We start from the raw sequence: 26,362 nt of genomic DNA on the forward strand, positions 1-26,362 counted from the left end.
TTAGAAAGAAGGGGGATGGAATATATTGTTGTTCTAAATTTCACCACTCCCTTTCCTGCCCTCTTGACAAATTCTTTTACTTCTATCTTAGAATCATTTTAATAAAAAAATACCCGACAATTGCCGGGCAATGAATGCAAATTTTTTATGACAATTGCATCTCTTTTTGGCTTTGTCCGGATCTGGCCCGAATCACTGCCTGTGCCGCCGATAGGCGTGCCAGCGGAACCCGGAACGGAGAACAGCTCACATAGTTTAAGTCCACTTCGTGGCAAAATTGGATGGAACGCTTTTCCCCTCCATGTTCACCACAAATTCCCGTCTTTAAGCCTGGTTTTTTCATGCGCCCCTGCTCCACGCCCATTCGGACCAATTGGCCGACACCTTCTGTATCCAGGGTGATAAAGGGATTATCAGGCAAGATCTTGTTCTCTACATATGTGTGCAAAAATTTACCCTCTGCATCATCGCGGCTGTAGCCAAAGGTGGTCTGGGTTAAATCATTGGTTCCAAAAGAGAAGAAATCAGCTTCTTCAGCAATTTCCCCCGCTGTGAGAGCAGCACGCGGCACTTCGATCATCGTACCTACCGTATAAGGAATCGTACACCCTGTCTTCAATTGAACCTCTTCAGCTGCCTGATCAACCAATTCCCTCATCTGTCTCAGCTCATTCACATGGCCGACCAGCGGAATCATAATCTCCGGTTCAACTTGAATTCCTTGTTTCAGACATTCGGCCGCGGCCAGAAAAATGGCTTCTGCCTGCATCTTGTAAATTTCCGGGTAAATGAGCCCCAGCCGGCAGCCGCGATGTCCCAGCATCGGGTTAAACTCGTGCAGTGAACGCACTTTTCTCAACAGGGCTTCTTTACGGATCAGCTCTGTACGGTCCGACTGTTCATCCATTTGCATTTTGGTCAGTTCCACCAGCAGATCTTCAATATTAGGCAAAAACTCATGCAGTGGCGGGTCCAGTAAACGGATATTGACCGGAAGGCCAGCCATCACTTCAAAGATTCCCTTAAAGTCTTCTTTCTGCATCGGCAACAATTTCTGTAAAGCCTGAAGCCGTTCATCTCTGGTTTCCGCCAGGATCATCTGCTGTACGATCGGCACCCTGCCGGCTTCCATAAACATATGCTCCGTCCGGCAAAGACCGATCCCTTCCGCTCCCAGCTCTCTGGCCTTGGCCGAATCTTCAGGATTGTCAGCGTTTGCACGCACTTGCAATGTTCTCACTTGGTCAGCCCAGTCAAGCAATTGTTTAAATTCCGCCGACAGCTCCGGATCGATCAGCGGCACTTCTCCTTGTATCACTTGCCCGGTGCTCCCGTCAATGGAAATGAGATCCCCTTCACGCAATAGAAGTTCGCCGATTGCCACCTCTTTTTTACGCAAATCGATTTCAAGCTGCTCACACCCGCATATGCAGGCTTTCCCCATTCCCCGTGCCACAACAGCTGCATGGCTGGTCATGCCGCCACGGCTGGTCAATATCCCCTGGGCAGCCAAAATTCCATGTATATCCTCCGGGGTTGTTTCCGGACGAACAAGAATCACGGGTGTTCCGTCATGTGCACATTTTTCTGCCCGGTCGGCGTCAAACACAATCTTGCCGGATGCAGCTCCCGGAGATGCAGGCAATCCTTTAGCGATAACAGTCAGCTTAGCCTCAGGATCTAATCGACGGTGCAGCATTTGATTTAATTGGTCCGGGTCTACCCGCATCAAGGCTTGATCACGGTCAATAATGCCTTCTTCCACCATATTGACGGCAATCTTGACAGCAGCCTGGGCTGTCCGTTTTCCGGCCCGGGTCTGCAAGATATAGAGCTGCCCGCGTTCCACAGTAAATTCAATATCCTGCATATCGTGATAATGCTGCTCCAACAGGTTGCAGATCTCTTGAAACTGCTGATAAACAGCCGGCATTTGCTGTTTCAGCCGGGCAATGGGCTGAGGAGTCCGAACGCCTGCAACTACATCTTCGCCCTGGGCATTCATTAGAAATTCTCCATACAATTCTTTTTCCCCCGTCGAAGGGTTACGGGTGAAGGCAACACCTGTACCGGAATCATCACCCATATTGCCAAACACCATCATCTGAATATTGACTGCTGTTCCAAGATGATCGGGAATCTTATGGATTTTGCGGTAAATTTGCGCCCGCTGATTATTCCACGATTGAAAGACAGCGATAATAGATTGTTTTAGCTGGTGTTCGGGGTCCTGTGGAAACTCCTTTTTCGTCTTTTCCCGAATAAGTGATTTAAATTGTCCAATCACCCATTTCCAATCCTCCGCACTCATTTCCGTGTCCTGTTTATAGCCTTGTGCTTCTTTACGGCTATGAATGATCTGTTCAAAATGGTAATAATCCACACCCAAAACGACATCACCAAACATCTGGATAAAACGCCGGTAACAATCATAGGCAAAGCGGGGGTTACGGGTAAGCTTTGCTAACCCTTCAGCCGTTTCGTCGTTTAACCCCAGATTAAGAATGGTATCCATCATACCGGGCATTGAAAAAACAGAACCGGAACGGACAGAGACTAGCAAGGGGTTTTGTGAATCTCCCAACCGTTTTCCCGTCTCTGTTTCCAGTTGCCGGATGGCAGCACGAACCTGACCCATCGTGTCCTCTGTCAATGTTTCATTGGCGGCAAAAAAAGAGGAACACGCTTCTGTTGAAATGGTAAATCCCGGCGGGACAGGAAGGCGGGAGCGTGTCATCTCTGCCAGATTAGCTCCCTTTCCTCCCAGAAGAAATTTCATGTCAGCACGGCCCTCACGAAATAAATAAACTACTTTTTTAGTCATGCCGGACTTCCCCCTTTTTTCAGCATGTCGAGAATGAGATTGGCCGTTTCTTCTACCGCTTTATTGGAAACATCTATTCTTGGACATCCTACTTTGCGAATCACTTTTTCCGCATATTCCAACTCCTGCAAAATCCGGTCCATATTTGCGTAATTCGCGCCCGAAGCCAATCCCAGGGATTTCAACCGTTCGCGGCGGATATTATTGAGCTGGTGCGGTTCAATCGTTAAACCGATACAGCGGTGGGAAGGGATCAAAAACAACTCATCGGGCGGTTCTACTTCCGGAACCAGCGGAACATTGGCCACTTTTAAACGCTTGTGAGCCAGGTACATCGAGAGCGGAGTTTTTGAGGTGCGTGATACACCGATCAACACCACATCCGCACTCAGAAGTCCCCTCGGATCTCTGCCATCGTCATATTTGACCGCAAATTCGATGGCTTCCACTTTACGGAAGTACTCATCATCCAATTTATGAATCAGACCGGGTTCCCGCCTTGGAGGACCGTGAAACAGCCTGGAAAGGCCATCGATCATCGGGCCCATAATATCAACAACGGGTACCTGTTTCCGATTGGCTTCCTCTATGAGAAGCTTTTGCAGTTCGGGAACGACCAGCGTAAATGCGATCAGGGCATTCTCTTCTCTGGCGGCCTGAACGGTTTCCACAATCGTTTCCCGATCGACCACATAGGGGATCCGGCGAATATCCATATTGTTTCCGTTAAATTGGCTCGATGCTGCTCGTACGACAAATTCAGCCGTTTCACCTACAGAGTCGGAAACGACATAGACAACTGGTTGATGCTCTTTCATCGAAATGGGTCTCTCCTCCCCTTACATCTTGACGTTTTGTCCAAGTTCGACAAAAGCCTTTACTATGGTGGTTTTACTGATACGTCCTATAATCTCCAGATCTCCGGGGCTTTCCGGAAAATCTCTTACAACCGGCAGTGAATCCACCTGGTGTCTCATCATTTGTAAGGCGGCATGATACAACGTATCTTCCGGACGGCAAGTAATGATATTGGGCATCCGGGTCATGATCACTCCAACCGGAACAGATGAGAGATCTTGCTTTCCCATCGCCGCTTGTAACAGATCTTTTCTTGAGATCACTCCGGACAGCTGCCCTTCTTTTTTGATGACATAGAGCGAACCGACATCTTCCAAAAACATGGTGCAGATCGCATCATATACCGAAGTCTCTTCTTTTACTACAATCGGCAATGATTTATACTCTTTTACATATAAATTACGGATGTGTTCACCCAGCAGCTGATTGGCTGTTTTTCCTGAATAAAAGTAACCCACCCGCGGTCGGGCATCCAAGAATCCGGCCATCGTTAAAATAGCCAGATCCGGGCGCAGAGTGGCACGCGTCAATTTTAATTTTTCCGCAATCTGTTCGCCGGTGATCGGTCCCTCTGCTTTTACAATCTCCAGGATTTTCTCTTGGCGCTTGGAAAGCTCGATTTTGTCACACCTCCCATAGTAACTGAAGGTCTTTTATAAAATGTGTCATACTTTTAATCAAAATACCCTATTTAGTATATACTATATCTTTTACACCCATCTCTGCAACTGTTTTTTCTATGAAAGTGCTGGTGAACGAAAAGATGGTTGTTCTGAAAAATACCAGAGGAGACTATGATTTTACAGACCTTTTCTTTGACACTCCCACCACCTGGCTAACACTTGAGGTGGGGGATTCTTGGGTAATCTCTTCTACCCTATTGGTACACATAGCATTTTACATGCAAGATGGTTGGCTTGCACAACAACCCCATATGCTATCCACTTTTCAAAGAGCAACCCAAGGTAAAACATCAACAAAGGAACACATGTTTGTAAATTGGTTTTACATAAAAAATGTTGGACTTGTGAGAAGATTGAACCCTCCCTCGTGACAAGCCGATGCATCCTCCACTTATAGAAGATGGGGGATGAATCGGTGCAAAAATGATAAAATGAAAAAGAAGACTTGTACATTGGAGGAACCATAATGCTGTTTTCAAACCCTGTTTCAATAACCAGTCCGCTTGATCTTCATCGTCTGCACCAGATTGCCGATGAAGGAATCAATAGAGTGGAACTGCAACTGCCGGAAGACCGGTACACAGCCACTGAGCTGAGCGAGATGCTGAAACTTGGCAAAGTAACCCCGATTGCTTTTCGGATGCCGAATTATCTGGGGTTAGGAACCTCCTCATTCTCCGTTGATGAGTGGAAGTACTGGTTCGAAACGATAGATCCAGTGCTCGATACTGAACATCGACATATCATTTGCCACGGGGCTGCCGTTCCCCTGGGCGCTATTTTTGAATACTTAGATGCGAGACCTGCCGATTTTAATGCCCTGCACGATTTTAAAACACAGTATGTAGAGCGCATGATTTCCCAGATCCAACAACTGGGGAAACTGGCAAAAGATCGAGGCATACAGTTGTTAATTGAAAACACGCCAGTCGGGGGACACGCTTATTTTGAACCTGGACAGTCAACCATCTACCCCGCCCTGCGCACTCCGCGCCACCTGTTGCAGATCGTTGAAGCCACCGAAGCCAAAATCTGCTTTGACACAGCTCATGCCCGCATTACATCAAATGTGTTAACCTATATGCATCGCTCACGCAGCATGTTTGCAGCTGCCACGGAGAAAGAAATTTTAAGCTCAACCAAAACATGGATTGACTTTTATAAAGAGATAAAACCCCACGTTGCACTAATCCGCCTTTCTTACGCAATCAGCTGGGGGGATACTCCCCAAACCTGTCATATCCCGTTTCCTTCGTCCGCTTACGAAGAACTAATCAGCTTTGCCGAACAGGCGGATGATCAGGTGCCGATTTCCATAGCTGCTGGCCGGACAAAAGATGAGTTAAAGCAGATGTTGCAGACGCTGCATGACTTGAAAAGAAGTTAAAGAAGCAAGGAAGGAAGCCTGGATTTGCATGTCCAAGCTTCCTTTCTTTACCTTATATCCTTCCTCGTAAGCCCGTATACAAGACTATTGTGAAAATGGCCGTACAAATTTTCTCCATCCCTGATGATTCCTTCCTGTCTGAAGCCCAGCCGTTCCGGAATGGCTCTGCTTTTCTCATTCTTCTCACCGCAGCGGATTTCCACACGATTTAACTGATATTCTTCAAAGGCGATCCTTACCATTTCTTTGCAGGCCCGGGTCATAATTCCTTTCCCCTGAAATTTTTCAGCCAGCCAGTATCCGATCGAGGTGTTGGAATTTCTCCAATCTATATGATGAAAGCCGATCATACCAACAATCTCATTCTTGTAAAGAATAGCGGCCTGAAAGCCTTCATTTTCTGCAAATTGCTTCAGCCACATCTTTATAACGGGAAGGTAGTCTTCTTCCGACTTCATATCATCCACCCAGGGCAGCCATTCACGCAAATAATTCCTGCAACTATCTACAACCTTGAAAATTTTCCCGGCGTCTTTTTCCTGTAACAACATAAGCGAGATTTCATCATCAATTCTTACTTTGAACATAGCGACCCCCTGTTTCTGAATACAGTTATACTTCTCTTTTTATAAAATAGATTTTTCCATTGCTTTTTGCCAGACATTCTTAAAAAATAAGGCGTGCAAGTGATCTGTTTGCACGCCTTTATTCCGTTTTAAGAAGGAAATACGATCAACTCAAAAGCAGCAAACTGCTTGACAAGTCGTGTAATCTCTTTTAGCAGGGCAAGCCTGTTGTTGCGAACCTGGCGATCTTCGACCATCACCATTACTTCATCAAAAAAATGGTGGATTTGCGGAACCATACGGGCGATTGCATGGTACATCCCCAGCGGGTCTTCGTTGATCTGGGCGGTGTTCAATTGTGAGGTTGCTTCGTCTAAAGCACGGACTAAGGCCCGTTCCGCCGGTTGGATCAGAGCCGGTTTATACAGCTCCACATCACCCGCTTTAGCAGCTAAGTTTGCAGCCCGGGTAAACCCTTCAACTTCATGTTTGAACATTTCACGATCAACTTGATCCATCAAGACGCGGGCTTTTTTCAACACGAAAGAAGGGGCATTGATCCCTGCGGCGAGTACCGCATCAATCACATCATAACGAATGTTTTCTTCCTGCAACACCGCTTTCAGCCGGTTGGCAAAGAACCGGAAGAGATCTCTCTCCGCTTCATCCTTCTCCACTTTTAAGAGAGCGGCTTTTTCCAACTGATTTAACGCCAGTTGCCACAGGTTTTCCAGAGACACTGAAGACCATTTGTCCTGGAGTAAAATTTGCACAATGCCGGCTGCTCTGCGGCGCAGGCCGTATGGGTCCTGGGAACCTGTCGGCTGAATGCCGATGCCAAAGCTCGAGGCGATTGTATCGATTTTATCTGCAAGGGAAATGAGTACCCCAATGGTGGTTTGTGGCAATTCATCCCCGGCAGAGCGCGGCAAGTGGTGCTGGTACACAGCTTCTGCGACCAGATCCGGTTCTCCGGCATGCCGCGCGTAGTCACGCCCCATCCATCCTTCCAGCTCGGGAAACTCTCCTACCATTTGTGTCGACAGGTCAAACTTGCAGATCCGTGCCCCTCTTTCCAACAACTTCATCTCCTGTGGGTTCAGTTGAAGTTGTTGTCCCAGTTTCAGGGCAATCGCCTGAATGCGGCGTACTCTGTCTCCCATCGAACCAAGTTCTTCCTGGTAGACGATTTGATCCAATTTTGCCACCGCTGTTTCAATGGAAAGTTTTAAGTCTTCCTCATAGAAGAAACGGGCATCGGCAAGACGGGCGCGGAGAACTTTTTCATTTCCTCTGGCCACTAATTCAAGCTCCTGATCATTTCCGTTGCGAACGGTGACAAAGAAAGGCAAAAGTGTTCCTTCTTTGGTTTCTACCGGAAAATAACGCTGATGTTCCTTCATCGTTGTGATTAACACTGCTTTTGGCAATGAGAGAAACTCTTCGTTAAATGACCCGCTGAGCACTGTTGGATATTCGACAAGATGAACCACTTCTTTCAACAAAGCGGGGTCAACGGGAATCTGCCAGTTATTTTTCTCCTCCAGCTGCCGCAACTGGCTTAAGACCAGGTCTCTCCTTTCTTTGATATCGGCGATCACATATTGCTCGCGCAGTTGTTCCACATACTGGTCAGGAGAGGAAATGGCAATTTCAGTTCCCAGAAAACGATGTCCCCGGGTGAGATTGCCGGCTTGAATCCCTGCCCACTGAACAGGAATGGTTTCTGCTCCAAACAGGCAAACCAGCCAGCGAACGGGACGGATAAAGCGAGTGCGATTACTTCCCCATCGCATCGTTTTGGGAAAATGCAATCCTTGAAAAACTTCGGAAAGACCCCGACTCAGTTCATTTACCGTTTTTTCCCCGGGGTGGTGAACCTGTGCAAACACATAAGTTTCTCCCTTAAACTCTTTCAATTGCAGCTGTTCCACGGAAACCCCCTGCTTGCGGGCAAATCCTTCTGCAGCTTTACTCCAGCCGGCATCCGGGGTTTGTGCAATGCGCGCCGCCGGGCCTTTCACTTCTTCATTGATATCCTCTTGCCGTTCTGCCACACTGCTGACAAGCACAGCTAAACGCCGGGGAGTGGCGTAGGTTTGGTATGCGTCAAAAGAAATCCGGCGGGAAGTGAGCCATTCGGACAGCTTTTCACCCAGCTGTTCCACCGCACCTTCAACAAAGCGGGCCGGGATTTCTTCACATCCGATTTCGATCAACAGATCCTGTTTATTCATCGTTTCCCCCTCCTTGTTTCAGCAATGGATAACCTAGTTTTTTACGTTCTTCCACAAATGTTTTGGCCATTCTGCGTGCCAGATTCCTCACCCGGGAGATATACCCTGTCCTTTCAGTCACACTGATCGCTCCGCGCGCTTCCAACTGGTTAAAAGTGTGAGAGCATTTCAATACATAATCATAGGAGGGAAAAACAAGATTTTCATCGAGCGCCCGCTCCGCTTCTCTTTCATAGGCATCAAAAAGACGGAAGAGCAGATCTTTGTCTGACAACTCAAAAGTATATTTAGAATGCTCGTATTCAGGCTGGCTAAATACATCCCCGTACTTTACATCGTCAATCCAGATCAGGTCAAACACATTTTCTTTCTCCTGGATGTAGGAGGCAAGCCGTTCCAAGCCATAGGTCAATTCTACCGAAACAGGATCTACTTCAAGGCTTCCCACTTGCTGAAAGTAGGTAAATTGAGTGACTTCCATTCCATCCAGCCATACTTCCCATCCCAGACCGGCTGCACCGAAAGTGGGATTTTCCCAGTTATCCTCTACAAAGCGAATGTCATGCTTCTGAGGATCAATCCCTAAAGCACGGAGACTGTCCAGGTAAATTTCCTGAATGTGATCAGGAGAAGGCTTTAAAATCACTTGAAATTGATGATGCTGGTAGAGGCGGTTCGGGTTTTCACCATATCGTCCGTCAGCCGGGCGGCGGCAAGGCTCTACATAAGCCACTTTCCACGGCTCGGGGCCGAGCGCCCGCAAGAAAGTCATCGGATTTAATGTTCCTGCCCCTTTTTCCACATCATAAGGCTGTACCAAAATACATCCCTGGCCGGACCAGAATTCTTGCAACTTCCAAATCATCTGTTGCAAATTCATATCTATCACACCTCCATCATTTTTCAGCAAAAAACCTCTCATCCATATGACAGCGTTTCGCGTAAAGCAAGGACGCTTCAGTCATAGGGACGAGAGGTTGTTCCCGCGGTTCCACCCTATTTGGCTAAAATAGTTAGCCCTCTTCACTGTTCAATTTTCGCGCTCAAGAATTGCCCTTTCACCAGGAGCCGTGATCAGGCTTCCACCCTCCCTGACTCGCTTTACAAACGGATTTCCTGGTTACTCTTTTCTCTCATCACGCTTCGCAAAGCTTTACCCGCTCTGCTCCTTCAACATTATATAGAAAAGATATAGCAAAGATAAAAACCATTGTCAATACATGTTTATACCCAATTTTGCCGAATCTGGTTCAAAATCTCCCGTGACTTTAAATGAAAAGGTAAATATTCATCCATAAACGCATGATTCATTCTTTCCAACTGTTCTTTCGTTTCCGGTTTAACCTTTATTTCGCCAAGCCGATCCAGTTCAATCCGGGAAAGCAGCGGCAAAATTCTCGCACTTGCTTCTGAGATTGGAAATGCGTCCCGGTCGACAGACTGACAATCGGCACACAAAAATCCGCCCTGACTAACACTAAATGAGACAGGGCGGCGGTTTGAGCGGCAATTGACACAATGGTGCAAAACGGGTTGAACCCCTGATACCCCCATCACCCTCAGTTCAACAATTCTTGTTAAAATATCCGGATCTGTACCGTTTTCCAACTTATCGAGAGCTGAAGCCAAAAAACGGTACAGAGGGGGGTTCGGCTCTTTTTCCTCTGTACACTTGTCGATCAAATCCAACCAGTAAGCCCCATAAGCGGTGAGCAGCAGATCAGATCGGATCAGGCGGCGGGAGTGAATCAGGTCGGCCTGTGATAAAGTCCCCATTCCGCTCCCTCCGGAAAACCAAACAAAATGGGCCTGTGTAAAAGGTTCCGTCACAGCCCCAAAACGGCTTTTCGTCTTTTTGGAACCGCGGGCCATAACAGCGATTTTCCCCTGGTACTCAGTAAAGATGAGGACGATTTGATGACTCTCCCCATAATCCTTTGCTTTCAGGACAATCCCTTCTACTTTGTGCAACATACGAGTGTCCTTTCCTCAATCGTTTTCTTCCTCTTCTCCCTCCTGGCGGTCTCTTTCACGCCCATTTCCTTTAAGCACTTCAAACTCTTTGTACAACAAATAGGCTTCGATATTGCCAGTTACCCGAAAACAACTCCAAATGAAATTGCGCAACCAGCATCATCCTTTCAGCTGAACCCGTTTCTACAACCATTAGGATGACCTGTTGGGCACAGGAGTATGAGATGGAAAAATTAACATCATTACCAGGCATTTATTGCTCATCATTGTATCCAAACTGCCGCAGCATCATCTCTTCATTCCGCCAGTCTTTTTTCACTTTGACCCATAAGTCCAAAAAGATGCGGCTTCCCAACAACCGCTCCATTTCTTCCCTGGCACGTTTTCCTACTTCTTTGAGCAGGGCGCCTTTTTTACCGATTAAAATTCCTTTCTGCGAGGGTCTCTCAGTAAAGATGGTGGCACGAATATCGATCAGGTCTTTGTCCTCACGCAATTTCATCTCCTCAACCACTACCGCGACCGAATGAGGGATTTCTTCCCTGGTCAACTGTAAAACTTTCTCCCGGATCAACTCACCGACGATAAAACGTTCGGGATGGTCAGTCACTTGATCAGACGGGTAGTATTGAGGCCCTTCCGGCAATCGATCCATAATCAACCGGATCAGCGTTGAAGTATTATTGCCCTGCAAGGCGGAGATGGGAACCACTTCGGCAAAGGAGTAGAGATGGCGATATTGGTCGATGAGCGGCAGCAATTCATCGGGATGAACCCGGTCAATTTTATTGACGATCAAAAAAACGGGCGTGTTCACCTGCTTCAGGTTGTCTATAATAAAGCGGTCTCCTGCCCCCATTCCTTCAGCCGCGTCCACCAGAAATAATACCAGATCTACTTCCTCCAGCGCATCCTGTGCCGTTTTTACAAGCCATTCCCCCAATTTGGAGTGTGGCTTATGTATCCCCGGTGTGTCAAGGAAAATGATCTGGCCCTGATCGTCCGTGTAGACACCGCGAATTTTATTTCGTGTGGTCTGGGGCTTATCTGACATGATCGCGACTTTTTGACCCACAATATGGTTCATCAATGTTGATTTCCCCACATTGGGTCTGCCGATCAGTGCGACAAAACCTGAATGATAATTACTCTGCATGCATATCCCCCTTATGAAAAGCCCCCGGTAACAATTGAGTTACCGTTGTTTCTGTGATATCACCACGCAGATTGGCTAACCAAACTTTCATATCCCAGGGACAGAATTCCACTAATACCTGTCTGCATGCTCCACAGGGAGGAATCGGGCCCGGGGTATCGGCGACAACGGCAAGGCCCCGGAAATGGCTGTTGTCCCCTTCTGAAACAGCCTTAAAAAGAGCTGTCCGCTCTGCACAGTTCGTTAATCCATAAGAAGCATTTTCAATATTGCATCCCTGGATGATGCGGCCATCTTTAGTGAGCAGAGCCGCTCCTACCGGAAAATTGGAATATGGAACATACGCTTTTTTCCGCGCTTGCATCGCTGCTTCAATCAGTTCTTTCATCTGATCCTCCCCTTTTGGCTGGTTTTACTATTATAATGATGGCTTGAGTTCATTACAATAATTGCACTCCGATGACAGCTACCAGTGTGCCGAGAATCATACCCAGGAAAATGGGAAAGCGTTTTGGCCGCAGGCGAATACGCGTACCTACGATCAATGCAGCCAGGAAGTAAACAAGAAGTGTGACAAGCAGGTTACCGATCACAAACACAATTAACGCGGCGACACAAAAGGCCATTGAGGTTGTCATACTGGGTTCCCATTCAGTTTTGCCCATGCGGTGAAACCAGGCTTTCAGCATTAAGGTCAAAAAGAAATCAAAAGCAATAATTGCTGCGAGCCCGATATTGGCCGGATAGGACGAGTTACCGGTCAGCCCCGTAAACAATGAATTGATGTAGGGGTAAAAAACGCTGATCCCAATGATCACCGCAAGCCCGGCGGTCAACAAAACAGCACCTGCTGCCACGTCTTTGGCTACTTTCGCCAACGGATGGTATTCCTCAGTAACCATATCGACCACAGCTTCCACAGCAGTATTGATCAGTTCAGCAAACAAAACCAGCGCGATGGTTACAAATAACACAAGTACCTCCGTTTTATTCATTGGGAGGTACAGACTGAGAAGCAGTACACCCAGCGCGGTCAAAAAGTGAATGCGCATATTGCGCTGGGTGACTACTGTATATTTTAATCCTTCGAGAGCATAGCGAAAACTGCGCAGTACTTTGGTCACCCACATAAGTAAGACTCCCCTACCTTTGGAGACCGATCCGGCCTAAAATCTCCTCCTGCCTGTGAAACATCTCTTTTTCTTCTTCCATGGTCTCGTGATCATATCCAAGCAAATGCAAAAATCCATGAACCGCTAAGAACCCCAACTCCCGTTCCAAAGAATGGCCATATTCTTTCGCCTGTTCTTTTGCTTTGGGAAAAGAGATGACAATATCCCCGAGCGGAACAGCATCCTCCTCTTCCGAGAGCACCCATTCTTCGTCAGGCTCCCACAGGGGAAAAGAAAGAACATCTGTGGGGCGATCCATCTCGCGGTATTCTTTATTTATCTGTTGTATGGCTGGATTATCCACGATGGTGACTGCGACTTCCACCGGCGGGAGCTCTTCACTTTCTGCTGCAGCGCGGAGACATTTTTTAATCCATTCCATCGCTTTTTGCTCCTCATCAGTCACTTCCACTTTTAACTGCAGATCCAATTTTAAGCTCATCAGTGTTTGACCCCTTTAATTGCCGGTTCTTCTGGATATTCAATGCGGGAATGAAAAATTCCTTTTAATGTTTCGCACATCGATTTAGCAATTAAATCTAATTCTTTAAAGGTAAGATCACACTCATTAAATTGCCCGTCTTCAAGCCGGTCGCGAATAATCTTGCGGACCATGTTCTCAATGCGCGACGGGGTCGGGCGTGATAACGAACGCACCGCCGCTTCCACGCAATCGGCTATTCCCACAATCGCCGCTTCCTTAAACTGTGCTTTGGGACCGGGATAGCGATAATCCTCTTCCAGAACCTGCGCCCCATCTTTTTGCTGGCTAAGCGCTTTATAGTAAAAGTACTTGAGCAAGGTGGTACCGTGGTGTTGGGCGGCAATATCCTGAATAGGTTCGGGAATCCTGTATTGCCTGAGCAGCTCTACACCGTCACGCGGATGGGAAATAATAATCGTTTTACTGAGATTCGGAGATATTTTATCATGCGGGTTTTCCCTGTAAAGCTGGTTTTCGATAAAAAATTGGGGTCGTTTCGTTTTTCCCAGATCATGATAATAAGCTCCCACCCTTGCCAGGAGACCGTCGGCACCGATCGCCTCCGCAGCAGCTTCTGCCAAATTGGCAACAATGACTGAATGATGGTAGGTACCGGGTGTTTCAATTAACAGCTTTCTCAGCAATGGATGGTTAGGATTGCTTAACTCCAACAGGCGCAAGGGAGATAAGATTCCAAACAGGGTTTCAAAGTACGGAAGGAATCCGATGGTAAGCACTGCTGAAAAAATGCCGCTCAGAATTCCAAAAGAGACTGATTGCAGTAAATCTTTCCAGGTTCCCTCGGCAGGAGCCAGGAAGTACAAACTTACAATCGGGATGATGCTCGCCGCCGATGAAATAGCCCCAGCCTTGAGAATCGAGCTTCGCTTCCGAACACCTGCCAACGCAAAAGCACTGGCCGCACCGCTTACCAAAGCGACCATTCCATAATGGAAATTGAACAGATTATGTGAATCGCCGTTATAAAAAACACTGGCCGAAATCGCCAATAATATGACACAACCAAGTGCCAATTCAATATTTAGAAGCAAAGTGATCAGCATCGTTCCCAAACCGACGGGAGCCAAATAACCAATCGTATTCCATTCCAGATTCTGTCCCAATGCGATAAACTTCATCCCCAGTAATGTGAGGAGAAGTACGGAAAACAGCAGGATCAGATTAACATTATTTTTAAACAAGTTAAAGTGGAAGCGGCGCACATAATAAAACAACATCGCAAGCAGAAGCAAGATTAGAATGGCCAGCCCAAGATAAGGGAAAATATTAGTTTTTTTGCGAAGAAGTCCCAATTGCTCGAGCTTTCGGTATTGATCCTTGGTGACAACTTCATCCTTGGAGACAATAATCTGCCCTTTATTAATTGGGATCGCTTTGACAGCGTCACGGGCAGCATCCCGCAATTGCTCTGTTTTCTTTTCATCATACACTTCATTTGGAATAATGCTCTGTTTAGCCAGCTCGCGTACCACTGATCTTGAAGGGCCGTCAAGCGCATCGCTGTCCAGGAGAGACGTGACCAGATCACGGTCAACGGACTTTCTCTTTTCCTCAAGCTCCTCCTTACGTACTCCTTCTTGCAAGATATCGTATACAATCTCTCTTGTTTTTAAACGAATCTCCGTCAATTGATCAGGGGACCTGCTTACCAGATTTTGATAAAATTCCGGAGAAAAATCATTAGACGGCTTTTTTTCGAGAGTTCCCTTTATTTTTGTAATTTTTTCCTCATTTGTATCAGATGGATTGGTTATTATTTTTCGGACTTCTGCAAAAAAATGATCAATATGATTAATTTGTTCATTCGTCAATGTATCATCTTTGGTATATTGCCTTTCCACTGCTTTGGCAGCTTGAGTTTTTGCTTCCTCCGTCGCATATTCATCCACTTTGGTAATGGGTGAGACAATGGTGGCAGGACTTTGTTTGCCGATCTGGATATTGTATTGTTCCGGAAAGACATGGTTCATCAACAATAAATAGAACGCGACCCCAAAGATCGCGTATAGGAGAAGTTGGATACGAACACTTGAATCCCATTTATTTGACAATAATCTTTTTCTAATCCAGTTTGATGGCGGTTCTATCTTTTCTTTCATGGTGAACCGGCTCCTTGCTTTAATCCTTTGCAGCTGCATCTTTCTCATAAGCATCAATAATTTTTTGTACCAGGGTGTGCCGTACCACATCTTCCTGGCCAAGATAGACAAAACGAATATCCGGAACGGTGCCCAGGATTCGCTGTGCTTCTTTTAAGCCGGATTGTTTGCCTCTGGGTAAATCCACCTGGGTCACATCGCCCGTAATAACCATTTTTGAACCAAAGCCCAGGCGGGTTAAAAACATTTTCATCTGCTCAGGGGTCGTATTTTGTGCTTCATCCAGAATGGCAAAGGAATCTTCAAGCGTACGTCCCCTCATATAGGCCAGGGGAGCGACCTCGATCAAACCCCGCTCCATCATTTTTGCAACTTGCTCTACCCCTAACATCAAATAGAGACTGTCATACAGAGGCCTCAGGTACGGGTCTACTTTTTCCTGCAGATCACCGGGCAAAAAGCCTAAGTTTTCACCTGCTTCCACTGCCGGACGGGTCAGCACGATCCGTTTGACACGATTCTCTTTTAACGCTGTTACAGCCATTACCACTGCTAAAAATGTCTTCCCTGTTCCGGCAGGGCCGATGCCAAAAACAATATCGGCTTTTTTTATGGCGGTTACGTAATGGCGTTGACCCAGTGTTTTCACACGAACCGGTTTTCCTTTTTGGGTGACTCCAATTTGCTCATGAAAAAGTTCCAGTAGTTCATCTGCAATCCCCTGGGCCGCTAAACGCTGAGCGTAAAGCACATCACGCTCCGTCAGTTGAATGCCCTGTCGAATCAACGATAACAGGGTATGGAATAAGTGATTTAACACTCCGCATTCTTCCGCTGAGCCGGAGATGATCACTTCTTCCCCGCGGGAGACAATCTTGGCTGAGGTATTTGCTTCAATATGTTTGAGAAAAGCATCGTGTGGACCGAACAAACTGAGTGCTTCCGCAGGATCACGCAGACGAATTTTAATCGTGTTCTCGTTTGATTGCAATGGTTCATTCTCCTTGCAGAATCGGTTGTGGAACCGCTATGTTTTCAATGGCATCAAAGTGTACTTTCAAATAAACTTTACCATTCTCTTCGCGTTGGTGCAAAACTTTTTCCTCTAGAATCCGCCCATCCCGACCCAGCTTTTGTAATAATTCCTCCTTTGCTTGTCTTTTTCCAAGATTGGCAGCTTCCTGTTCGGTCAATTTTTTCTGTATCCATTTCATTTCCAAATATTCGATCTCAACCCATCCAAACGGCAGTCTCCATGTTCCAAACTGGATGGATTTTACTTTCTGCACAGTTTCATATTGTTTATAGGGCAGTTCGTTGCCAAATGGATTTCGCAACACCGTTCTGCCTAAATACACAGCAGTTGCTTTTTCCCGAAAACCGGTGTAAACCTTTCTTTTCTGAACAGTCGGAACAACCACTTCAGATTCATACCAAACTTCTCCCAGCACTTTTCCCTTTGCACCGACAATGGTTCCCGACTCCGGGTCATCAGGGACTCCGTATTTTCCGGAAACGAGAACGTCCCCTTTTTTCACCATATCATTAACTTCCACCAGCGGATTGCCTTGTTCCACCCGCATATCATAGACCAGGGCATCCTTTCTCGATACCAGATCAACCGGGCCGTACCCGTCCTCAGCCTCGGGAGTTGATTCAATCCCTTTTTTCTCAACAACGGTAACAATCACTCTGGTTCCCTCAATTCGAAATCCTACCCAGGAAGCCTGGGGTAAACGGGACAGTAAATAATACTGGACCTGCTTGCTTTCGGGGAGGCGAGCCTTAAGTTGTCCAAAAAAAACGCCTTCTTTTTGCAATAAAGTACGTACATGCTTCTCCGGAATTCGTTCTGTCCCGACAATTTGGATTTTCCATACAAATGAACTCATGAGAAAAATAAGAAAAAAGAACAAAATAATACCCAGCAAAAAAGCTTTCCGCCGTTTTACCCTGTTTACCAGAAAAGGAACGCCTGCTTTCCTGACAATTCTCATTCGTATTTTATTCCTGCGCATAAGTGCCACAAGGCGAAAAAAGTCATGTACCAGGATGGTGAATTTGATTTTCCCCTCATCCACCCAATGAATATTCTCAACCCAGATGCCGGCTTGTACGGTCTGGTTTAGAAACGAAGCCAAATTTGGGCCATAACATTCCAGTTCCAATTTTCCTTTCAGGATATTTGGCCATTGGATCTCCAGCAACCTTGCCCTCTCCTCACTTTTCATATCTCAATTCATGAATGGTTCCTTCTATCAGTACAACCTCAGGATAGATGGCTTTGATCATCAAATTTTCCCCGGCAATGATGATGGAACCTTGATGTATCTTCAATTTGATCTCACGATTACTAAAGTGATACATCCCGCGGTGATTCTCCACTTGCAGACGAAATGGACCAATCATTTCGATCCGGGGAACTTCACTTGTCAGATCTGGTGGTAAATCAAACCATTCAGAAGCCCATTTGCGCATGTGCCCCCGCCATCCCCCCATGATCAACCCCCCATCTCCTTTGCTAACTCTTATGCTCCATCGGTCCGTTTTATGATGTGCGAGCGGGAATTGATGTAATTGAAACTCAGACACTCACGTGGCGGGTCGTTCGCCAAAGTCAAAAGAAACAGCGGTATAGGACGGGCTATACCGCTTTTATGCAGAAACTGCTTCATTGTTTCAGTTCATTTTGAGCCTGAGTAACGAAGCGTTTGGTAATTTCTCCGCCTACAGAACCGTTGGCACGGGAGGTTGTATCAGAACCCAAATTGACGCCAAACTCGGCAGCGATTTCCTCTTTAAACTGGTTCACCACAGCAGCAGCTCCGGGAACGAGCAGCCTGTTGGTATTTGCCCGGCGTGGCATATAACATTCACCTCCTCAACCTTAGTATGAAAACAAGCGGAAGGTTCTATCAGACGCATATGTTTCCATGTTAAGATCAGGAAAGTGTTCAAAGAAAAAAGCTGCTGACGGTTGTTAAAGCAACTCTGTCAGCAGCTTCAGGACCAACTGTATGTTCCTTTAGCGAAAGGAATTAAACCGATAGGGCCTGCGGGCACGCGGCGGTCCCAAAATTTCTCTCATGATGATTCCCTGGCGGAATTGTTTATGATTTAATTTGAGATGTTTATTTTTTCGTTGTGGCTGTTTAGCCGGAACCCCGGACAGATCTTGCAAAATGCGGGAATCTGGCAGTTCGTCCATCTCTGTTTCTCTTCTTTCACCCTCAAAGCCTGTTGCAACCATCGGGCGGGATGAGTGGTAGACAGTTGAATCATCTTCCAAATCCTCTTCCCAGTCAGCAACGTATTGAGGCTGTTTTTGGGTCGTTTGGACTGATCCCTTGAACACTTTCCACCCAACAACAGCCAGGATAATGAAAAAGATCAGCCAGTCCATGCCGAACACCTCCCCGCAGGTCCCTTCATTCCGGTCCCGCCGTTAGTTCTCTTCATCATTCGATTCACCAATAGAGCGGCGCATCCGCGTATCTGCTTCCATGTTTTGCAATGTGTAATAATCCATAACACCCATTTTACCGGAACGAAGCGCATCCGCCAGTGCCTGTGGAACCTGGGCTTCCGCTTCAACAACTTTAGCTCTCATCTCTTCCACACGGGCACGCATTTCCTGCTCCAGAGCAACAGCCATAGCCCGGCGTTCTTCCGCTTTCGCCTGGGCAATTTGCTTATCTGCTTCCGCTTGATCCGTTTGCAGTTTCGCCCCAATATTTTTGCCGATATCCACATCAGCGATATCAATGGATAAAATTTCAAAAGCGGTTCCGGCATCTAATCCTTTAGCCAGGACCGTATTGGAGATCAGATCGGGATTTTCCAATACTTCTTTATGGGTGCTGGCTGAACCGTTGGTCGTTACGATCCCCTCGCCGACACGGGCAATAATTGTTTCTTCACCCGCCCCCCCAACGAGGCGATCAATGTTGGCGCGTACAGTTACCCGGGCAATCACTTTCACTTCAATCCCGTCTTTTGCGACTGCTGACACAACCGGAGTTTCAATCACTTTAGGATTGACGCTCATCTGCACCGCTTCCAGTACGTCACGTCCAGCCAGATCAATCGCCGCAGCACGTTCAAACACCAGATCAATGTCAGCCCGCTGAGCGGCAATTAAGGCATCAACAACACGATCCACATTTCCGCCGGCCAGATAATGCGTTTCCAGCTGGGAAATATCCACGTCTAATCCTGCTTTGCGCGCCTTAATCAAGGGATTCACAATGCGGGCCGGAACAATTCGCCGCAGCCGCATCCCAATCAGTGTGGTCAAGCCGACATAAACACCGGAGGCCATGGCGCTGATCCACAGCATGACAGGAACAAAGGTAAATAAAATGGAAAGGGCAATCACAATCAGAACAACAACAAAGGCAATTCCCAATATTCCTTCCATCCCTATAACACCTCAATTTTAATTTTATGTCACTTTACTATACACGACCCGCTTACTGATCTTCCACTTTTCTTACAACAACCCGGGCTCCTTCTACCCGGATCACTTTCACCTTGGCACCGTGTGGAACAATATCTCCCTCACTCACAACGTCTTCCCGCTGCCCGTCAAATTCTGCAAATCCTGACGGGCGCAAGGGAGTAATGGTCACCCCAATCTTTCCCAGCAGCTCCCGGCGATCTTCTGAGGAAGTATATCCTTGCTCATTTTTTTGCGAGGATTGCAGGATCAATTTATTCCACGACGGCTTTAAACCGAAAAGCCTGATTGCCAACCATAAGATAAGTGCTGCTAAAACAATTCCGATTGCCAGCGAAACGACACCCATCCAAACACTTGAAGCGGCTGAAATAATCGCTCCAACCATAGCGGAAAACCCTAAGATCCCCAAAACACCAAAAGCAAGTACAAATATCTCAAGAATCAGCAAAATGCCCCCGGCCACAAAGAGAGCCAGTGTACCCCATCCGGACGATCCTGCCATATACGTTCCGAAGAAATAGAGAGCAAAAGCTCCCAAACCAATGATTCCAGGCACTCCGAAACCGGGAGAAAAAAACTCAAGACCCACCCCGATCAGTCCAAGGGTGATGAGCATGGTTACAAGATAAGGATTGGTGACAATGCTTACAATCATATCCAACCTGGTCACCTCATTTTATCCATTTAAAAAAAATCAGCGTGTAAAAAACACGCTGTCAGCGGAGTGATTCTTGAACCAGGCGGTTGACCAGCCTGCCATCAGCTTTTCCTTTCACTCTGGGCATAATGGCACCCATCACCCTGCCCATATCTGCTTTGGTGGCAGCCCCTACTTCCTGGATCACTTGCTGTACCAAAGCCCGAACTTCTTCCTCTGACAATTGTTCAGGGAGGTACGCTTGCAGAATCTCTATTTCTTCTCTTTCTTTTTGTGCCAATTCTTCACGACCAGCTTTTTCATATTCGCTTAGTGAGTCTTTCCGCTGTTTGATCTCACGCATGATCACTTCCAGCACATCATCTTCACTCAGCGCGTGCCTACGGTCGATTTCTTCCTTTTTAATGGAGGCACGTAGCATGCGAATCACGGACAGTTTTGTCTTCTCCTTATTCTTAAGAGCAGACTTCATATCCTGTTCCAGTTGTTTCACGAGACTCACTGGTGCGACACCTCACTACCGACGCTTTTTACGAGCGGCTTCCGATTTCTTTTTACGGCGAACACTCGGTTTCTCGTAACGCTCGCGCTTCCGCACTTCAGAAAGCACTCCGTCTTTGGCGCAGGAGCGCTTAAAACGGCGCAAAGCCGCATCTAACGATTCATTTTTACGAACGCGTGTTTCGACCATGCTATTCCCTCCCTCCACGGGTCAGTAAGACCACTTGGGCCGATGGCCTTACTTTGAAGGAAAAGACCCACACATTTACGCAAGCAGCGGCCTTATCCCCAGAGGAGACGGTCAGCACCCACAACACCTGCATAAGAAGACAAATATAATTCCAACGATGCCCGAGAGAGCACAGGTTGCTCTTTTGTTCAGGTAGCTGATCCCCTGAACTTCCGTTGGGACAATACAGTCAAACTTTATTATATCTCATTTCGCGGGAGCATGTCAAAAATTAACCCGGAGGCCAGGTAAGATGCCGTCCTCCAAGAAGATGGAAATGGATATGATAAACGGTTTGCCCTCCTTCTTCTCCCATATTGTTGACAACGCGGAACCCTTTTTCCTGCAATCCCAATTTACGTGCAACCTTTTGCACACCAAGTAAAATTTTTCCGGCAAGGCGCTCGTCTTCCTCCTTGAGCTCCATTAAGGAAGGGATATGCTTTTTCGGAATGACCAGCACGTGGGTGGGTGCAGCAGGATGAATATCTTTAAACGCGAACAAATCATCATCTTCATACACTTTTTCGGAAGGGATTTTTCCGGCGACAATCTGACAAAAGATACAATTGTCCATTCCTTATTCCTCCTATTCTTCATTCCCAATTATACCAGACGTGAAGCATCATTTGGATGAGCAATACCCTGGTTTTATTCATTCAACACCAATAAACCCTTGTCGGCATATACTATATCACGATTTGCCGTAAAGGGGGGCAACCCATTGCTAAATGAGGCACGATTGCGAAATCTCATTCGCCGGATTCTGAAAGAAGAGTTGGCGCACGTAAATGATCAAAATGATGAACACGAATGGGAGACCAACCAAAAGCCCTGTGCAGTTTGGTCAAAAGAACCTGTTCAACATGAGAAAAAATGGGAGGAGTTACCCCTGCACCAGCAAACGCCTGATGAGGCGGCAAATGCACCATGGGCAGTATTTGGTTCACCAAAGCCTGTTTCAGGAAAGCCGGCAGGCTCCAAACAGGAACGGCCGCGGGCACTTCCGGGCTGGTCTGAACCTTACCGCCCCGACTTTAGCAATTTTGACGCTCCGCCCTATATGCCGAAAAAACCCATGACCAGCTAATCCAGTCCCGAAAAAATCAGCTCCGCGCCATTTCTTCTCACTTTCTTTTTGAAGCCGTTGATACTTTTTTTGTTTGGATGCCGGTCATGCCTGTCCCTTGTGTCCCATATACTGAATCATACGAGGGGGCATGATCGGATGAAAGACATCATTATCCCTTTTGCTACAGGGCTGACCATTTTTATGTTTGGATTGCAATTGATGCGCAACGGCCTGGAAAGGCTGGCACAGGATCGGCTGCGTGAAGGGCTTGTTAAATTTACACGAACTCCGGTACGCGGTTTTTTCACCGGAATTGTGTCAACTGCGTTCCTGCAAAGCAGCAGTGCGGTAACTGTCTTGACCATCAGTTTCGTGAATGCAGGCATTCTCACCTTTGCCCAGTCAATCGGAATTATACTGGGAACCAACATAGGGACTACAGTAACCACACAAATCTTAGCGCTTAATGTAGAGGATTTTGCCATTCCCCTCATCATCGCAGGAGCCGTTCTCCGAATCCTGCCATTTAATAATATGGCTCAACTGGGACTGGTAATCGGTGGGTTTGGCTGTATCTTTCTGGGGATGGAAACCATGCAGTGGATCACTGTCCCGTTGAAAGAACGCGGTTGGATTTCCTGGCTGCTGGAAAACGGCGGGAATCCGATTTGGACCGGGATTGCCGTCGGTACTTTACTCGCCGCAATGATCCACAGCAGCAGTGCGTGTATCGCAATCACCATGGGCTTCTATGCTTCGGGGGTGGTCTCACTTCCGTTTGCAATCGCCGTGGTATTTGGGAGCAATATTGGAACTTGCGTAACCGCACTGCTGGCAGTGATCAACACCAATACGGCCGCCAAACAGGTAGCTCTTTCTCATCTGGTGCTCAACATAGCCGGAGTGGGGATATTTGCCCCGCTCATTCCGTATATCAGTGAGTACGCTCCTGTTTTATCCACTGATGCTGCTGCCCAGATCGCTCATATCCAAACTTTATTCAATATCATCTGTTCGGTGATTGTACTGCCATTTTCAGAAGCATTTGCCAGAGGGATTATCTTTCTTATTCCCAATAAAGCAGCCACCTGGAAATAAAACCGGGTTCTTAATAAACACCCGTTCCTTGTCCACCCGTAACAATGGCAACACTGGCGCTCGCACCAATCCGGCTGGCACCGGCATCAATCATCTGCTGTGCTGTCTGAAGATCACGAACCCCGCCGGATGCTTTAACACCCATTTCAGGGCCAACCGTTTTTCTCATCAGTTCGACCGCTTCTACAGTAGCGCCTCCCTGACCGAAACCGGTCGAAGTCTTCACAAAGTGGGCACCTGCTGCTTTTGCCTGTTCGCAGGCCCGGACAATCTCTTCCCTGCTTAAAAGGCCTGTTTCCAGGATCACTTTTACAGTCATTCCCTCTGCAGCTTCCACAACGGATTGAATATCTTCTTTGACAGTTGTCAGGTCACCGGATTTCAGGGCCCCGATGTTCATCACCATATCAATCTCTGTGGCTCCGTTTTGCACCGCATTGCGGGTTTCAAAAGCTTTCACTTCTTTTGTTGTTGCTCCGAGCGGAAATCCGACAACCGTACATACTTTCACTTCGGTACCCGCCAAATGCCGGGCTGCTTCTTTTACCCAGTACGGATTGATACAAACAGAGGCAAACCCATACGATTTTGCTTCTTCACACAATACCTGAATTTGCTTCCGGGTTGCCTCCGGTTTTAACAGTGTATGATCAATCAACGCTGCAATCTCTTTCCCATTCATCTCACATTTTCCTTTCTCTTTTCTGTGAAAGTATATGTTTAAGGGAAGGCAGAATTCTGTTTCCCCGGCATGTAAATTTTCATCCCTCGTTTTTGTCATCCCAGTGATAAATATTCTTCTTTAAGAGATGAAACGCCCTTTCGAACACCGGATCGTTTGTATCATAACCTTTTTCCTTTTGCAACCGCAGTGCCTCTTCCATACTGCACCAGTTTAATCCGCGAATTTCGGACAACTGGGGTGTCTCTCTTCCTTCAATAGCCTCCACCAGAAAATAAATAACTTCTTTGCGGACTTTGCCGGCATCCCGGTGAATGTATTCATAGTGCGCGGTATACAGTTTTTCAATGATTTTACCTATAATCCCTGTTTCTTCTTCTATTTCCCGTAAAGCTGTCTGTTCATCTGACTCGCCAGCTTCTTTCTTTCCTTTAGGTAATGTCCATCGTCCGTATCGGTCTTCAATAAGCAAAACCTGAATCTGACCGTTCCGTTTCCGGCAGACCACACCCCCGGCGGATATTTCTTTCATCTGATTCCATCCTTTTTTCTATTCTTGCTAAGTGATCATAGCATATTTTAAATAAATGGAACAAGTGATGGGGGGATGAAAGCCTGAGTTTGTGAAAAATAACAAAATCTATGGAGTTTCTCGCTCGGGTGATTTAAAAAGTGGTTATCATCGGGTATACTTACGGAAAAATATACATTTCACGCAGGGGGAAACTGTATGCAGAAAATCACAAGCCAAAGCGAAGATTTTTCACGGTGGTATATTGATGTCATTCAACGGGCCGACTTGATGGATTATGCTCCCGTTCGCGGCTGCATCGTGTTCAAGCCGGACGGATATGAACTATGGGAAGCCTGCCAAAGGGAACTGGACCGCCGCTTTAAGGAAACAGGCCACCGTAATGCCTATTTCCCTTTGTTTATCCCAGAAAGCTTCTTTCAAAAAGAAAAAGAGCATGTGGAAGGCTTCAATCCCGAACTGCCGTGGGTAACTGAAGCGGGTGGAGAGAAACTGGAAGAACGACTGGCGATCCGTCCGACATCGGAAACAATCATTGGACATATGTTTGCCGAGTGGATTCAATCTTACCGTGATTTGCCGCTCAAGATCAATCAGTGGGCAAATGTTGTTCGTTGGGAAAAACGGACCCTCCCGTTTCTTCGGACAAGCGAGTTTTTATGGCAGGAAGGGCATACCGCGCACACAACTTCTGCGGAGGCAGAAGAGGAGACCCTGATGATTCTGGATCTCTATACTGACTTCGTGGAAAATATATTGGCTATTCCTGTTTACCGCGGCCAGAAAACCCCTTCGGAGAAATTTGCCGGTGCGGTCAATACATATTCGATTGAAGCGATGATGAAAGACGGAAAAGCTCTCCAGGCAGGTACATCCCATTACATGGGGCAAAATTTTGCCAGAGCATTTGACATGAAATATCTGGATAAAGATAATACGCTCAAATATGTATATACCACCTCATGGGGCGTCAGCACACGAATGCTGGGGGCCATTATCATGGTGCACGGGGATGACAAAGGGTTAGCCCTCCCGCCGAAAGTTGCTCCCACCCAGGTTATCATCGTCCCAATCGGTCCCCAGAAAGAACTGGAACGTGTCGTCACATATGCCAACAAACTTCGTGACCGGCTGGCCCAGACAGGGGTCCGGGTCAAGATTGATGCCCGGGAAGATATAAGCCCGGGGTGGAAATTTAATGAGTACGAGTTGCGCGGGGTTCCGGTACGCCTGGAAATTGGCCCACGTGATTTACAGAACGAACAAGTTGTTCTCGTTCGCCGTGACACTGGCGAAAAACTGTTTGTCCCTGAATCTGAACTACTAAACAGGGTACCCGGCCTGTTACAGGATATTCAGTCTAACATGTACAGCAAAGCAAAAGATTTTCGCGATTCAAACTCACATGTAGCCCGACACTTAACGGAGATGGCCGAAATCATTCGTGACAGACGGGGGTTTGTCCTGGCCGGATGGTGCGGAGAAGACAGCTGTGAAAAGTCTGTCAAACAAGAGACTGGAGCAACAAGCCGCAACATCCCGTTTGATCCGCCGGAGGTCTTGCCCGCATGTATCGTCTGCGGCAAACCTGCCAAACATACTGTGTGGTTCGCAAAATCATATTAGACCGGTCACAAAAATGACTCAAGGTTTGACTTGAGTCATTT

General features: G+C 47.0%; 29 protein-coding genes. 4 read left to right on the forward strand and 25 right to left on the reverse strand.

The features are described 5' to 3' along the window. Window positions 1-145 precede the first annotated feature (145 nt). The 3 genes from ppdK to I8U27_RS00875 are packed head-to-tail and all read right to left on the reverse strand — an operon-like array spanning window position 146 to window position 4,302. The gene (gene ppdK / locus I8U27_RS00865; protein WP_181750376.1) at window positions 146-2,824 is read right to left on the reverse strand and encodes a pyruvate, phosphate dikinase; all 2,679 of its coding nucleotides are present in this window, start codon (window positions 2,822-2,824) and stop codon (window positions 146-148) included. Beyond that, a complete protein-coding gene (locus tag I8U27_RS00870) occupies window positions 2,821-3,642 on the reverse strand; it encodes a pyruvate, water dikinase regulatory protein (protein ID WP_181750375.1) in 822 nt (273 codons plus the stop codon). The genes ppdK and I8U27_RS00870 overlap by 4 nt, the downstream gene beginning before the upstream one ends. A 21-nt stretch (window positions 3,643-3,663) precedes the next feature. After that, on the reverse strand, window positions 3,664-4,302 hold the full coding sequence (locus I8U27_RS00875; protein ID WP_181750554.1) for a helix-turn-helix transcriptional regulator: 639 nt from the start codon (window positions 4,300-4,302) through the stop codon (window positions 3,664-3,666). 529 nt (window positions 4,303-4,831) lie between these two features. On the opposite strand from I8U27_RS00875, the gene I8U27_RS00880 reads away from it, so the two are divergent. Continuing rightward, window positions 4,832-5,752: a TIM barrel protein gene (locus I8U27_RS00880; protein ID WP_181750374.1), complete on the forward strand. Its 921-nt coding sequence runs from the start codon at window positions 4,832-4,834 to the stop codon at window positions 5,750-5,752. Between the two features lie 47 nt (window positions 5,753-5,799). On the opposite strand, the gene I8U27_RS00885 is transcribed toward I8U27_RS00880, so the two are convergent. The 20 genes from I8U27_RS00885 to I8U27_RS00980 all read right to left on the reverse strand — a co-directional run bounded on the left by I8U27_RS00885 (window position 5,800) and on the right by I8U27_RS00980 (window position 21,888). After that, window positions 5,800-6,339, reverse strand: a complete 540-nt coding sequence (locus I8U27_RS00885) for a GNAT family N-acetyltransferase (protein WP_181750373.1) — start codon at window positions 6,337-6,339, stop codon at window positions 5,800-5,802. Between the two features lie 128 nt (window positions 6,340-6,467). Further along, window positions 6,468-8,555 (reverse strand): glycine--tRNA ligase subunit beta, encoded by a 2,088-nt coding sequence (glyS, locus tag I8U27_RS00890; RefSeq protein ID WP_181750372.1) that lies wholly within the window; start codon window positions 8,553-8,555, stop codon window positions 6,468-6,470. Continuing rightward, on the reverse strand, window positions 8,548-9,435 hold the full coding sequence (gene glyQ, locus I8U27_RS00895; protein WP_181750371.1) for a glycine--tRNA ligase subunit alpha: 888 nt from the start codon (window positions 9,433-9,435) through the stop codon (window positions 8,548-8,550). Before glyQ ends, glyS begins: the two co-directional genes overlap by 8 nt. A 344-nt stretch (window positions 9,436-9,779) precedes the next feature. Beyond that, complete coding sequence (gene recO / locus I8U27_RS00900) at window positions 9,780-10,529, reverse strand: DNA repair protein RecO (protein WP_181750370.1); 750 nt, start codon at window positions 10,527-10,529, stop codon at window positions 9,780-9,782. 15 nt (window positions 10,530-10,544) lie between these two features. Further along, entirely contained in the window at window positions 10,545-10,682 is a 138-nt protein-coding gene (locus I8U27_RS00905) for a YqzL family protein (RefSeq protein ID WP_181750369.1), read from the reverse strand. Between the two features lie 100 nt (window positions 10,683-10,782). Further along, window positions 10,783-11,685 carry a GTPase Era gene (gene era, locus I8U27_RS00910; protein ID WP_181750368.1) on the reverse strand — a complete coding sequence of 301 codons (903 nt, stop codon included), beginning with the start codon at window positions 11,683-11,685 and terminating at the stop codon, window positions 10,783-10,785. Continuing rightward, the gene (locus I8U27_RS00915) at window positions 11,675-12,073 is read right to left on the reverse strand and encodes a cytidine deaminase (protein WP_181750367.1); all 399 of its coding nucleotides are present in this window, start codon (window positions 12,071-12,073) and stop codon (window positions 11,675-11,677) included. Before I8U27_RS00915 ends, era begins: the two co-directional genes overlap by 11 nt. 52 nt (window positions 12,074-12,125) lie before the next feature. Further along, entirely contained in the window at window positions 12,126-12,815 is a 690-nt protein-coding gene (locus tag I8U27_RS00920) for a diacylglycerol kinase (RefSeq protein WP_181750366.1), read from the reverse strand. A 13-nt stretch (window positions 12,816-12,828) separates the two neighbouring features. Then, window positions 12,829-13,299: an rRNA maturation RNase YbeY gene (gene ybeY / locus I8U27_RS00925; protein ID WP_181750365.1), complete on the reverse strand. Its 471-nt coding sequence runs from the start codon at window positions 13,297-13,299 to the stop codon at window positions 12,829-12,831. Then, window positions 13,299-15,461, reverse strand: a complete 2,163-nt coding sequence (locus tag I8U27_RS00930) for an HD family phosphohydrolase (RefSeq protein ID WP_181750364.1) — start codon at window positions 15,459-15,461, stop codon at window positions 13,299-13,301. The genes ybeY and I8U27_RS00930 overlap by 1 nt, the downstream gene beginning before the upstream one ends. A gap of 19 nt (window positions 15,462-15,480) precedes the next feature. Then, complete coding sequence (locus I8U27_RS00935) at window positions 15,481-16,452, reverse strand: PhoH family protein (RefSeq protein WP_181750363.1); 972 nt, start codon at window positions 16,450-16,452, stop codon at window positions 15,481-15,483. A 4-nt stretch (window positions 16,453-16,456) separates the two neighbouring features. Continuing rightward, window positions 16,457-17,668, reverse strand: coding sequence for a sporulation protein YqfD (yqfD, locus tag I8U27_RS00940; protein WP_181750362.1), 1,212 nt, complete (start codon window positions 17,666-17,668; stop codon window positions 16,457-16,459). 13 nt (window positions 17,669-17,681) lie between these two features. Further along, entirely contained in the window at window positions 17,682-17,960 is a 279-nt protein-coding gene (gene yqfC / locus I8U27_RS00945; RefSeq protein WP_181750361.1) for a sporulation protein YqfC, read from the reverse strand. A 172-nt stretch (window positions 17,961-18,132) separates the two neighbouring features. Continuing rightward, window positions 18,133-18,327, reverse strand: coding sequence for an alpha/beta-type small acid-soluble spore protein (locus tag I8U27_RS00950; protein ID WP_181750360.1), 195 nt, complete (start codon window positions 18,325-18,327; stop codon window positions 18,133-18,135). 159 nt (window positions 18,328-18,486) lie between these two features. Beyond that, window positions 18,487-18,864, reverse strand: a complete 378-nt coding sequence (locus I8U27_RS00955) for a hypothetical protein (RefSeq protein ID WP_181750359.1) — start codon at window positions 18,862-18,864, stop codon at window positions 18,487-18,489. Window positions 18,865-18,906: 42 nt separating this feature from the next. After that, on the reverse strand, window positions 18,907-19,881 hold the full coding sequence (gene floA / locus I8U27_RS00960; protein ID WP_181750358.1) for a flotillin-like protein FloA: 975 nt from the start codon (window positions 19,879-19,881) through the stop codon (window positions 18,907-18,909). A gap of 52 nt (window positions 19,882-19,933) precedes the next feature. Beyond that, window positions 19,934-20,578, reverse strand: a complete 645-nt coding sequence (locus I8U27_RS00965; protein WP_232345197.1) for an NfeD family protein — start codon at window positions 20,576-20,578, stop codon at window positions 19,934-19,936. A gap of 61 nt (window positions 20,579-20,639) precedes the next feature. Then, window positions 20,640-21,083: a GatB/YqeY domain-containing protein gene (locus I8U27_RS00970; RefSeq protein ID WP_181750356.1), complete on the reverse strand. Its 444-nt coding sequence runs from the start codon at window positions 21,081-21,083 to the stop codon at window positions 20,640-20,642. Between the two features lie 15 nt (window positions 21,084-21,098). Beyond that, window positions 21,099-21,272, reverse strand: a complete 174-nt coding sequence (rpsU, locus tag I8U27_RS00975; RefSeq protein ID WP_181750355.1) for a 30S ribosomal protein S21 — start codon at window positions 21,270-21,272, stop codon at window positions 21,099-21,101. A gap of 271 nt (window positions 21,273-21,543) precedes the next feature. Next, window positions 21,544-21,888 carry a histidine triad nucleotide-binding protein gene (locus I8U27_RS00980; protein WP_181750354.1) on the reverse strand — a complete coding sequence of 115 codons (345 nt, stop codon included), beginning with the start codon at window positions 21,886-21,888 and terminating at the stop codon, window positions 21,544-21,546. 147 nt (window positions 21,889-22,035) lie between these two features. On the opposite strand from I8U27_RS00980, the gene I8U27_RS00985 reads away from it, so the two are divergent. Continuing rightward, window positions 22,036-22,401 carry a hypothetical protein gene (locus I8U27_RS00985; protein ID WP_181750353.1) on the forward strand — a complete coding sequence of 122 codons (366 nt, stop codon included), beginning with the start codon at window positions 22,036-22,038 and terminating at the stop codon, window positions 22,399-22,401. A 138-nt stretch (window positions 22,402-22,539) separates the two neighbouring features. After that, window positions 22,540-23,481, forward strand: coding sequence for a Na/Pi cotransporter family protein (locus I8U27_RS00990; protein WP_181750352.1), 942 nt, complete (start codon window positions 22,540-22,542; stop codon window positions 23,479-23,481). 10 nt (window positions 23,482-23,491) lie between these two features. Here the strand turns inward: I8U27_RS00990 and deoC are convergent, their stop codons facing one another. Then, the gene (gene deoC / locus I8U27_RS00995) at window positions 23,492-24,163 is read right to left on the reverse strand and encodes a deoxyribose-phosphate aldolase (RefSeq protein ID WP_181750351.1); all 672 of its coding nucleotides are present in this window, start codon (window positions 24,161-24,163) and stop codon (window positions 23,492-23,494) included. A gap of 79 nt (window positions 24,164-24,242) precedes the next feature. Next, window positions 24,243-24,695, reverse strand: coding sequence for an NUDIX hydrolase (locus I8U27_RS01000; RefSeq protein ID WP_181750350.1), 453 nt, complete (start codon window positions 24,693-24,695; stop codon window positions 24,243-24,245). Window positions 24,696-24,893: 198 nt separating this feature from the next. On the opposite strand from I8U27_RS01000, the gene proS reads away from it, so the two are divergent. Next, on the forward strand, window positions 24,894-26,321 hold the full coding sequence (gene proS / locus I8U27_RS01005; protein ID WP_181750349.1) for a proline--tRNA ligase: 1,428 nt from the start codon (window positions 24,894-24,896) through the stop codon (window positions 26,319-26,321). Window positions 26,322-26,362: the final 41 nt, after the last annotated feature.

This window comes from Paenactinomyces guangxiensis, from assembly GCF_016055185.1.
In the GTDB taxonomy this organism is placed as follows: domain Bacteria; phylum Bacillota; class Bacilli; order Thermoactinomycetales; family Thermoactinomycetaceae; genus Paenactinomyces; species Paenactinomyces guangxiensis.

What these genes read in the sequence shown, in the direction of transcription:
- glyQ (WP_181750371.1), bottom strand. Translation starts at nt 9,435, where the DNA reads ATGAATTTGCAACAGATGATTTGGAAGTTGCAAGAATTCTGGTCCGGC.
- I8U27_RS00885 (WP_181750373.1), bottom strand. Translation starts at nt 6,339, where the DNA reads ATGTTCAAAGTAAGAATTGATGATGAAATCTCGCTTATGTTGTTACAG.
- I8U27_RS00870 (WP_181750375.1), bottom strand. Translation starts at nt 3,642, where the DNA reads ATGAAAGAGCATCAACCAGTTGTCTATGTCGTTTCCGACTCTGTAGGT.
- I8U27_RS00990 (WP_181750352.1), top strand. Translation starts at nt 22,540, where the DNA reads ATGAAAGACATCATTATCCCTTTTGCTACAGGGCTGACCATTTTTATG.
- ybeY (WP_181750365.1), bottom strand. Translation starts at nt 13,299, where the DNA reads ATGAGCTTAAAATTGGATCTGCAGTTAAAAGTGGAAGTGACTGATGAG.
- rpsU (WP_181750355.1), bottom strand. Translation starts at nt 21,272, where the DNA reads ATGGTCGAAACACGCGTTCGTAAAAATGAATCGTTAGATGCGGCTTTG.
- recO (WP_181750370.1), bottom strand. Translation starts at nt 10,529, where the DNA reads ATGTTGCACAAAGTAGAAGGGATTGTCCTGAAAGCAAAGGATTATGGG.
- I8U27_RS00920 (WP_181750366.1), bottom strand. Translation starts at nt 12,815, where the DNA reads ATGTGGGTGACCAAAGTACTGCGCAGTTTTCGCTATGCTCTCGAAGGA.
- glyS (WP_181750372.1), bottom strand. Translation starts at nt 8,555, where the DNA reads ATGAATAAACAGGATCTGTTGATCGAAATCGGATGTGAAGAAATCCCG.
- ppdK (WP_181750376.1), bottom strand. Translation starts at nt 2,824, where the DNA reads ATGACTAAAAAAGTAGTTTATTTATTTCGTGAGGGCCGTGCTGACATG.
- yqfC (WP_181750361.1), bottom strand. Translation starts at nt 17,960, where the DNA reads ATGGGGGGATGGCGGGGGCACATGCGCAAATGGGCTTCTGAATGGTTT.
- I8U27_RS00930 (WP_181750364.1), bottom strand. Translation starts at nt 15,461, where the DNA reads ATGAAAGAAAAGATAGAACCGCCATCAAACTGGATTAGAAAAAGATTA.
- floA (WP_181750358.1), bottom strand. Translation starts at nt 19,881, where the DNA reads ATGGAAGGAATATTGGGAATTGCCTTTGTTGTTGTTCTGATTGTGATT.
- I8U27_RS00950 (WP_181750360.1), bottom strand. Translation starts at nt 18,327, where the DNA reads ATGCCACGCCGGGCAAATACCAACAGGCTGCTCGTTCCCGGAGCTGCT.
- I8U27_RS00880 (WP_181750374.1), top strand. Translation starts at nt 4,832, where the DNA reads ATGCTGTTTTCAAACCCTGTTTCAATAACCAGTCCGCTTGATCTTCAT.
- I8U27_RS00955 (WP_181750359.1), bottom strand. Translation starts at nt 18,864, where the DNA reads ATGGACTGGCTGATCTTTTTCATTATCCTGGCTGTTGTTGGGTGGAAA.
- proS (WP_181750349.1), top strand. Translation starts at nt 24,894, where the DNA reads ATGCAGAAAATCACAAGCCAAAGCGAAGATTTTTCACGGTGGTATATT.
- I8U27_RS00915 (WP_181750367.1), bottom strand. Translation starts at nt 12,073, where the DNA reads ATGAAAGAACTGATTGAAGCAGCGATGCAAGCGCGGAAAAAAGCGTAT.
- I8U27_RS01000 (WP_181750350.1), bottom strand. Translation starts at nt 24,695, where the DNA reads ATGAAAGAAATATCCGCCGGGGGTGTGGTCTGCCGGAAACGGAACGGT.
- I8U27_RS00980 (WP_181750354.1), bottom strand. Translation starts at nt 21,888, where the DNA reads ATGGACAATTGTATCTTTTGTCAGATTGTCGCCGGAAAAATCCCTTCC.
- deoC (WP_181750351.1), bottom strand. Translation starts at nt 24,163, where the DNA reads ATGAATGGGAAAGAGATTGCAGCGTTGATTGATCATACACTGTTAAAA.
- era (WP_181750368.1), bottom strand. Translation starts at nt 11,685, where the DNA reads ATGCAGAGTAATTATCATTCAGGTTTTGTCGCACTGATCGGCAGACCC.
- I8U27_RS00965 (WP_232345197.1), bottom strand. Translation starts at nt 20,578, where the DNA reads ATGATTGTAAGCATTGTCACCAATCCTTATCTTGTAACCATGCTCATC.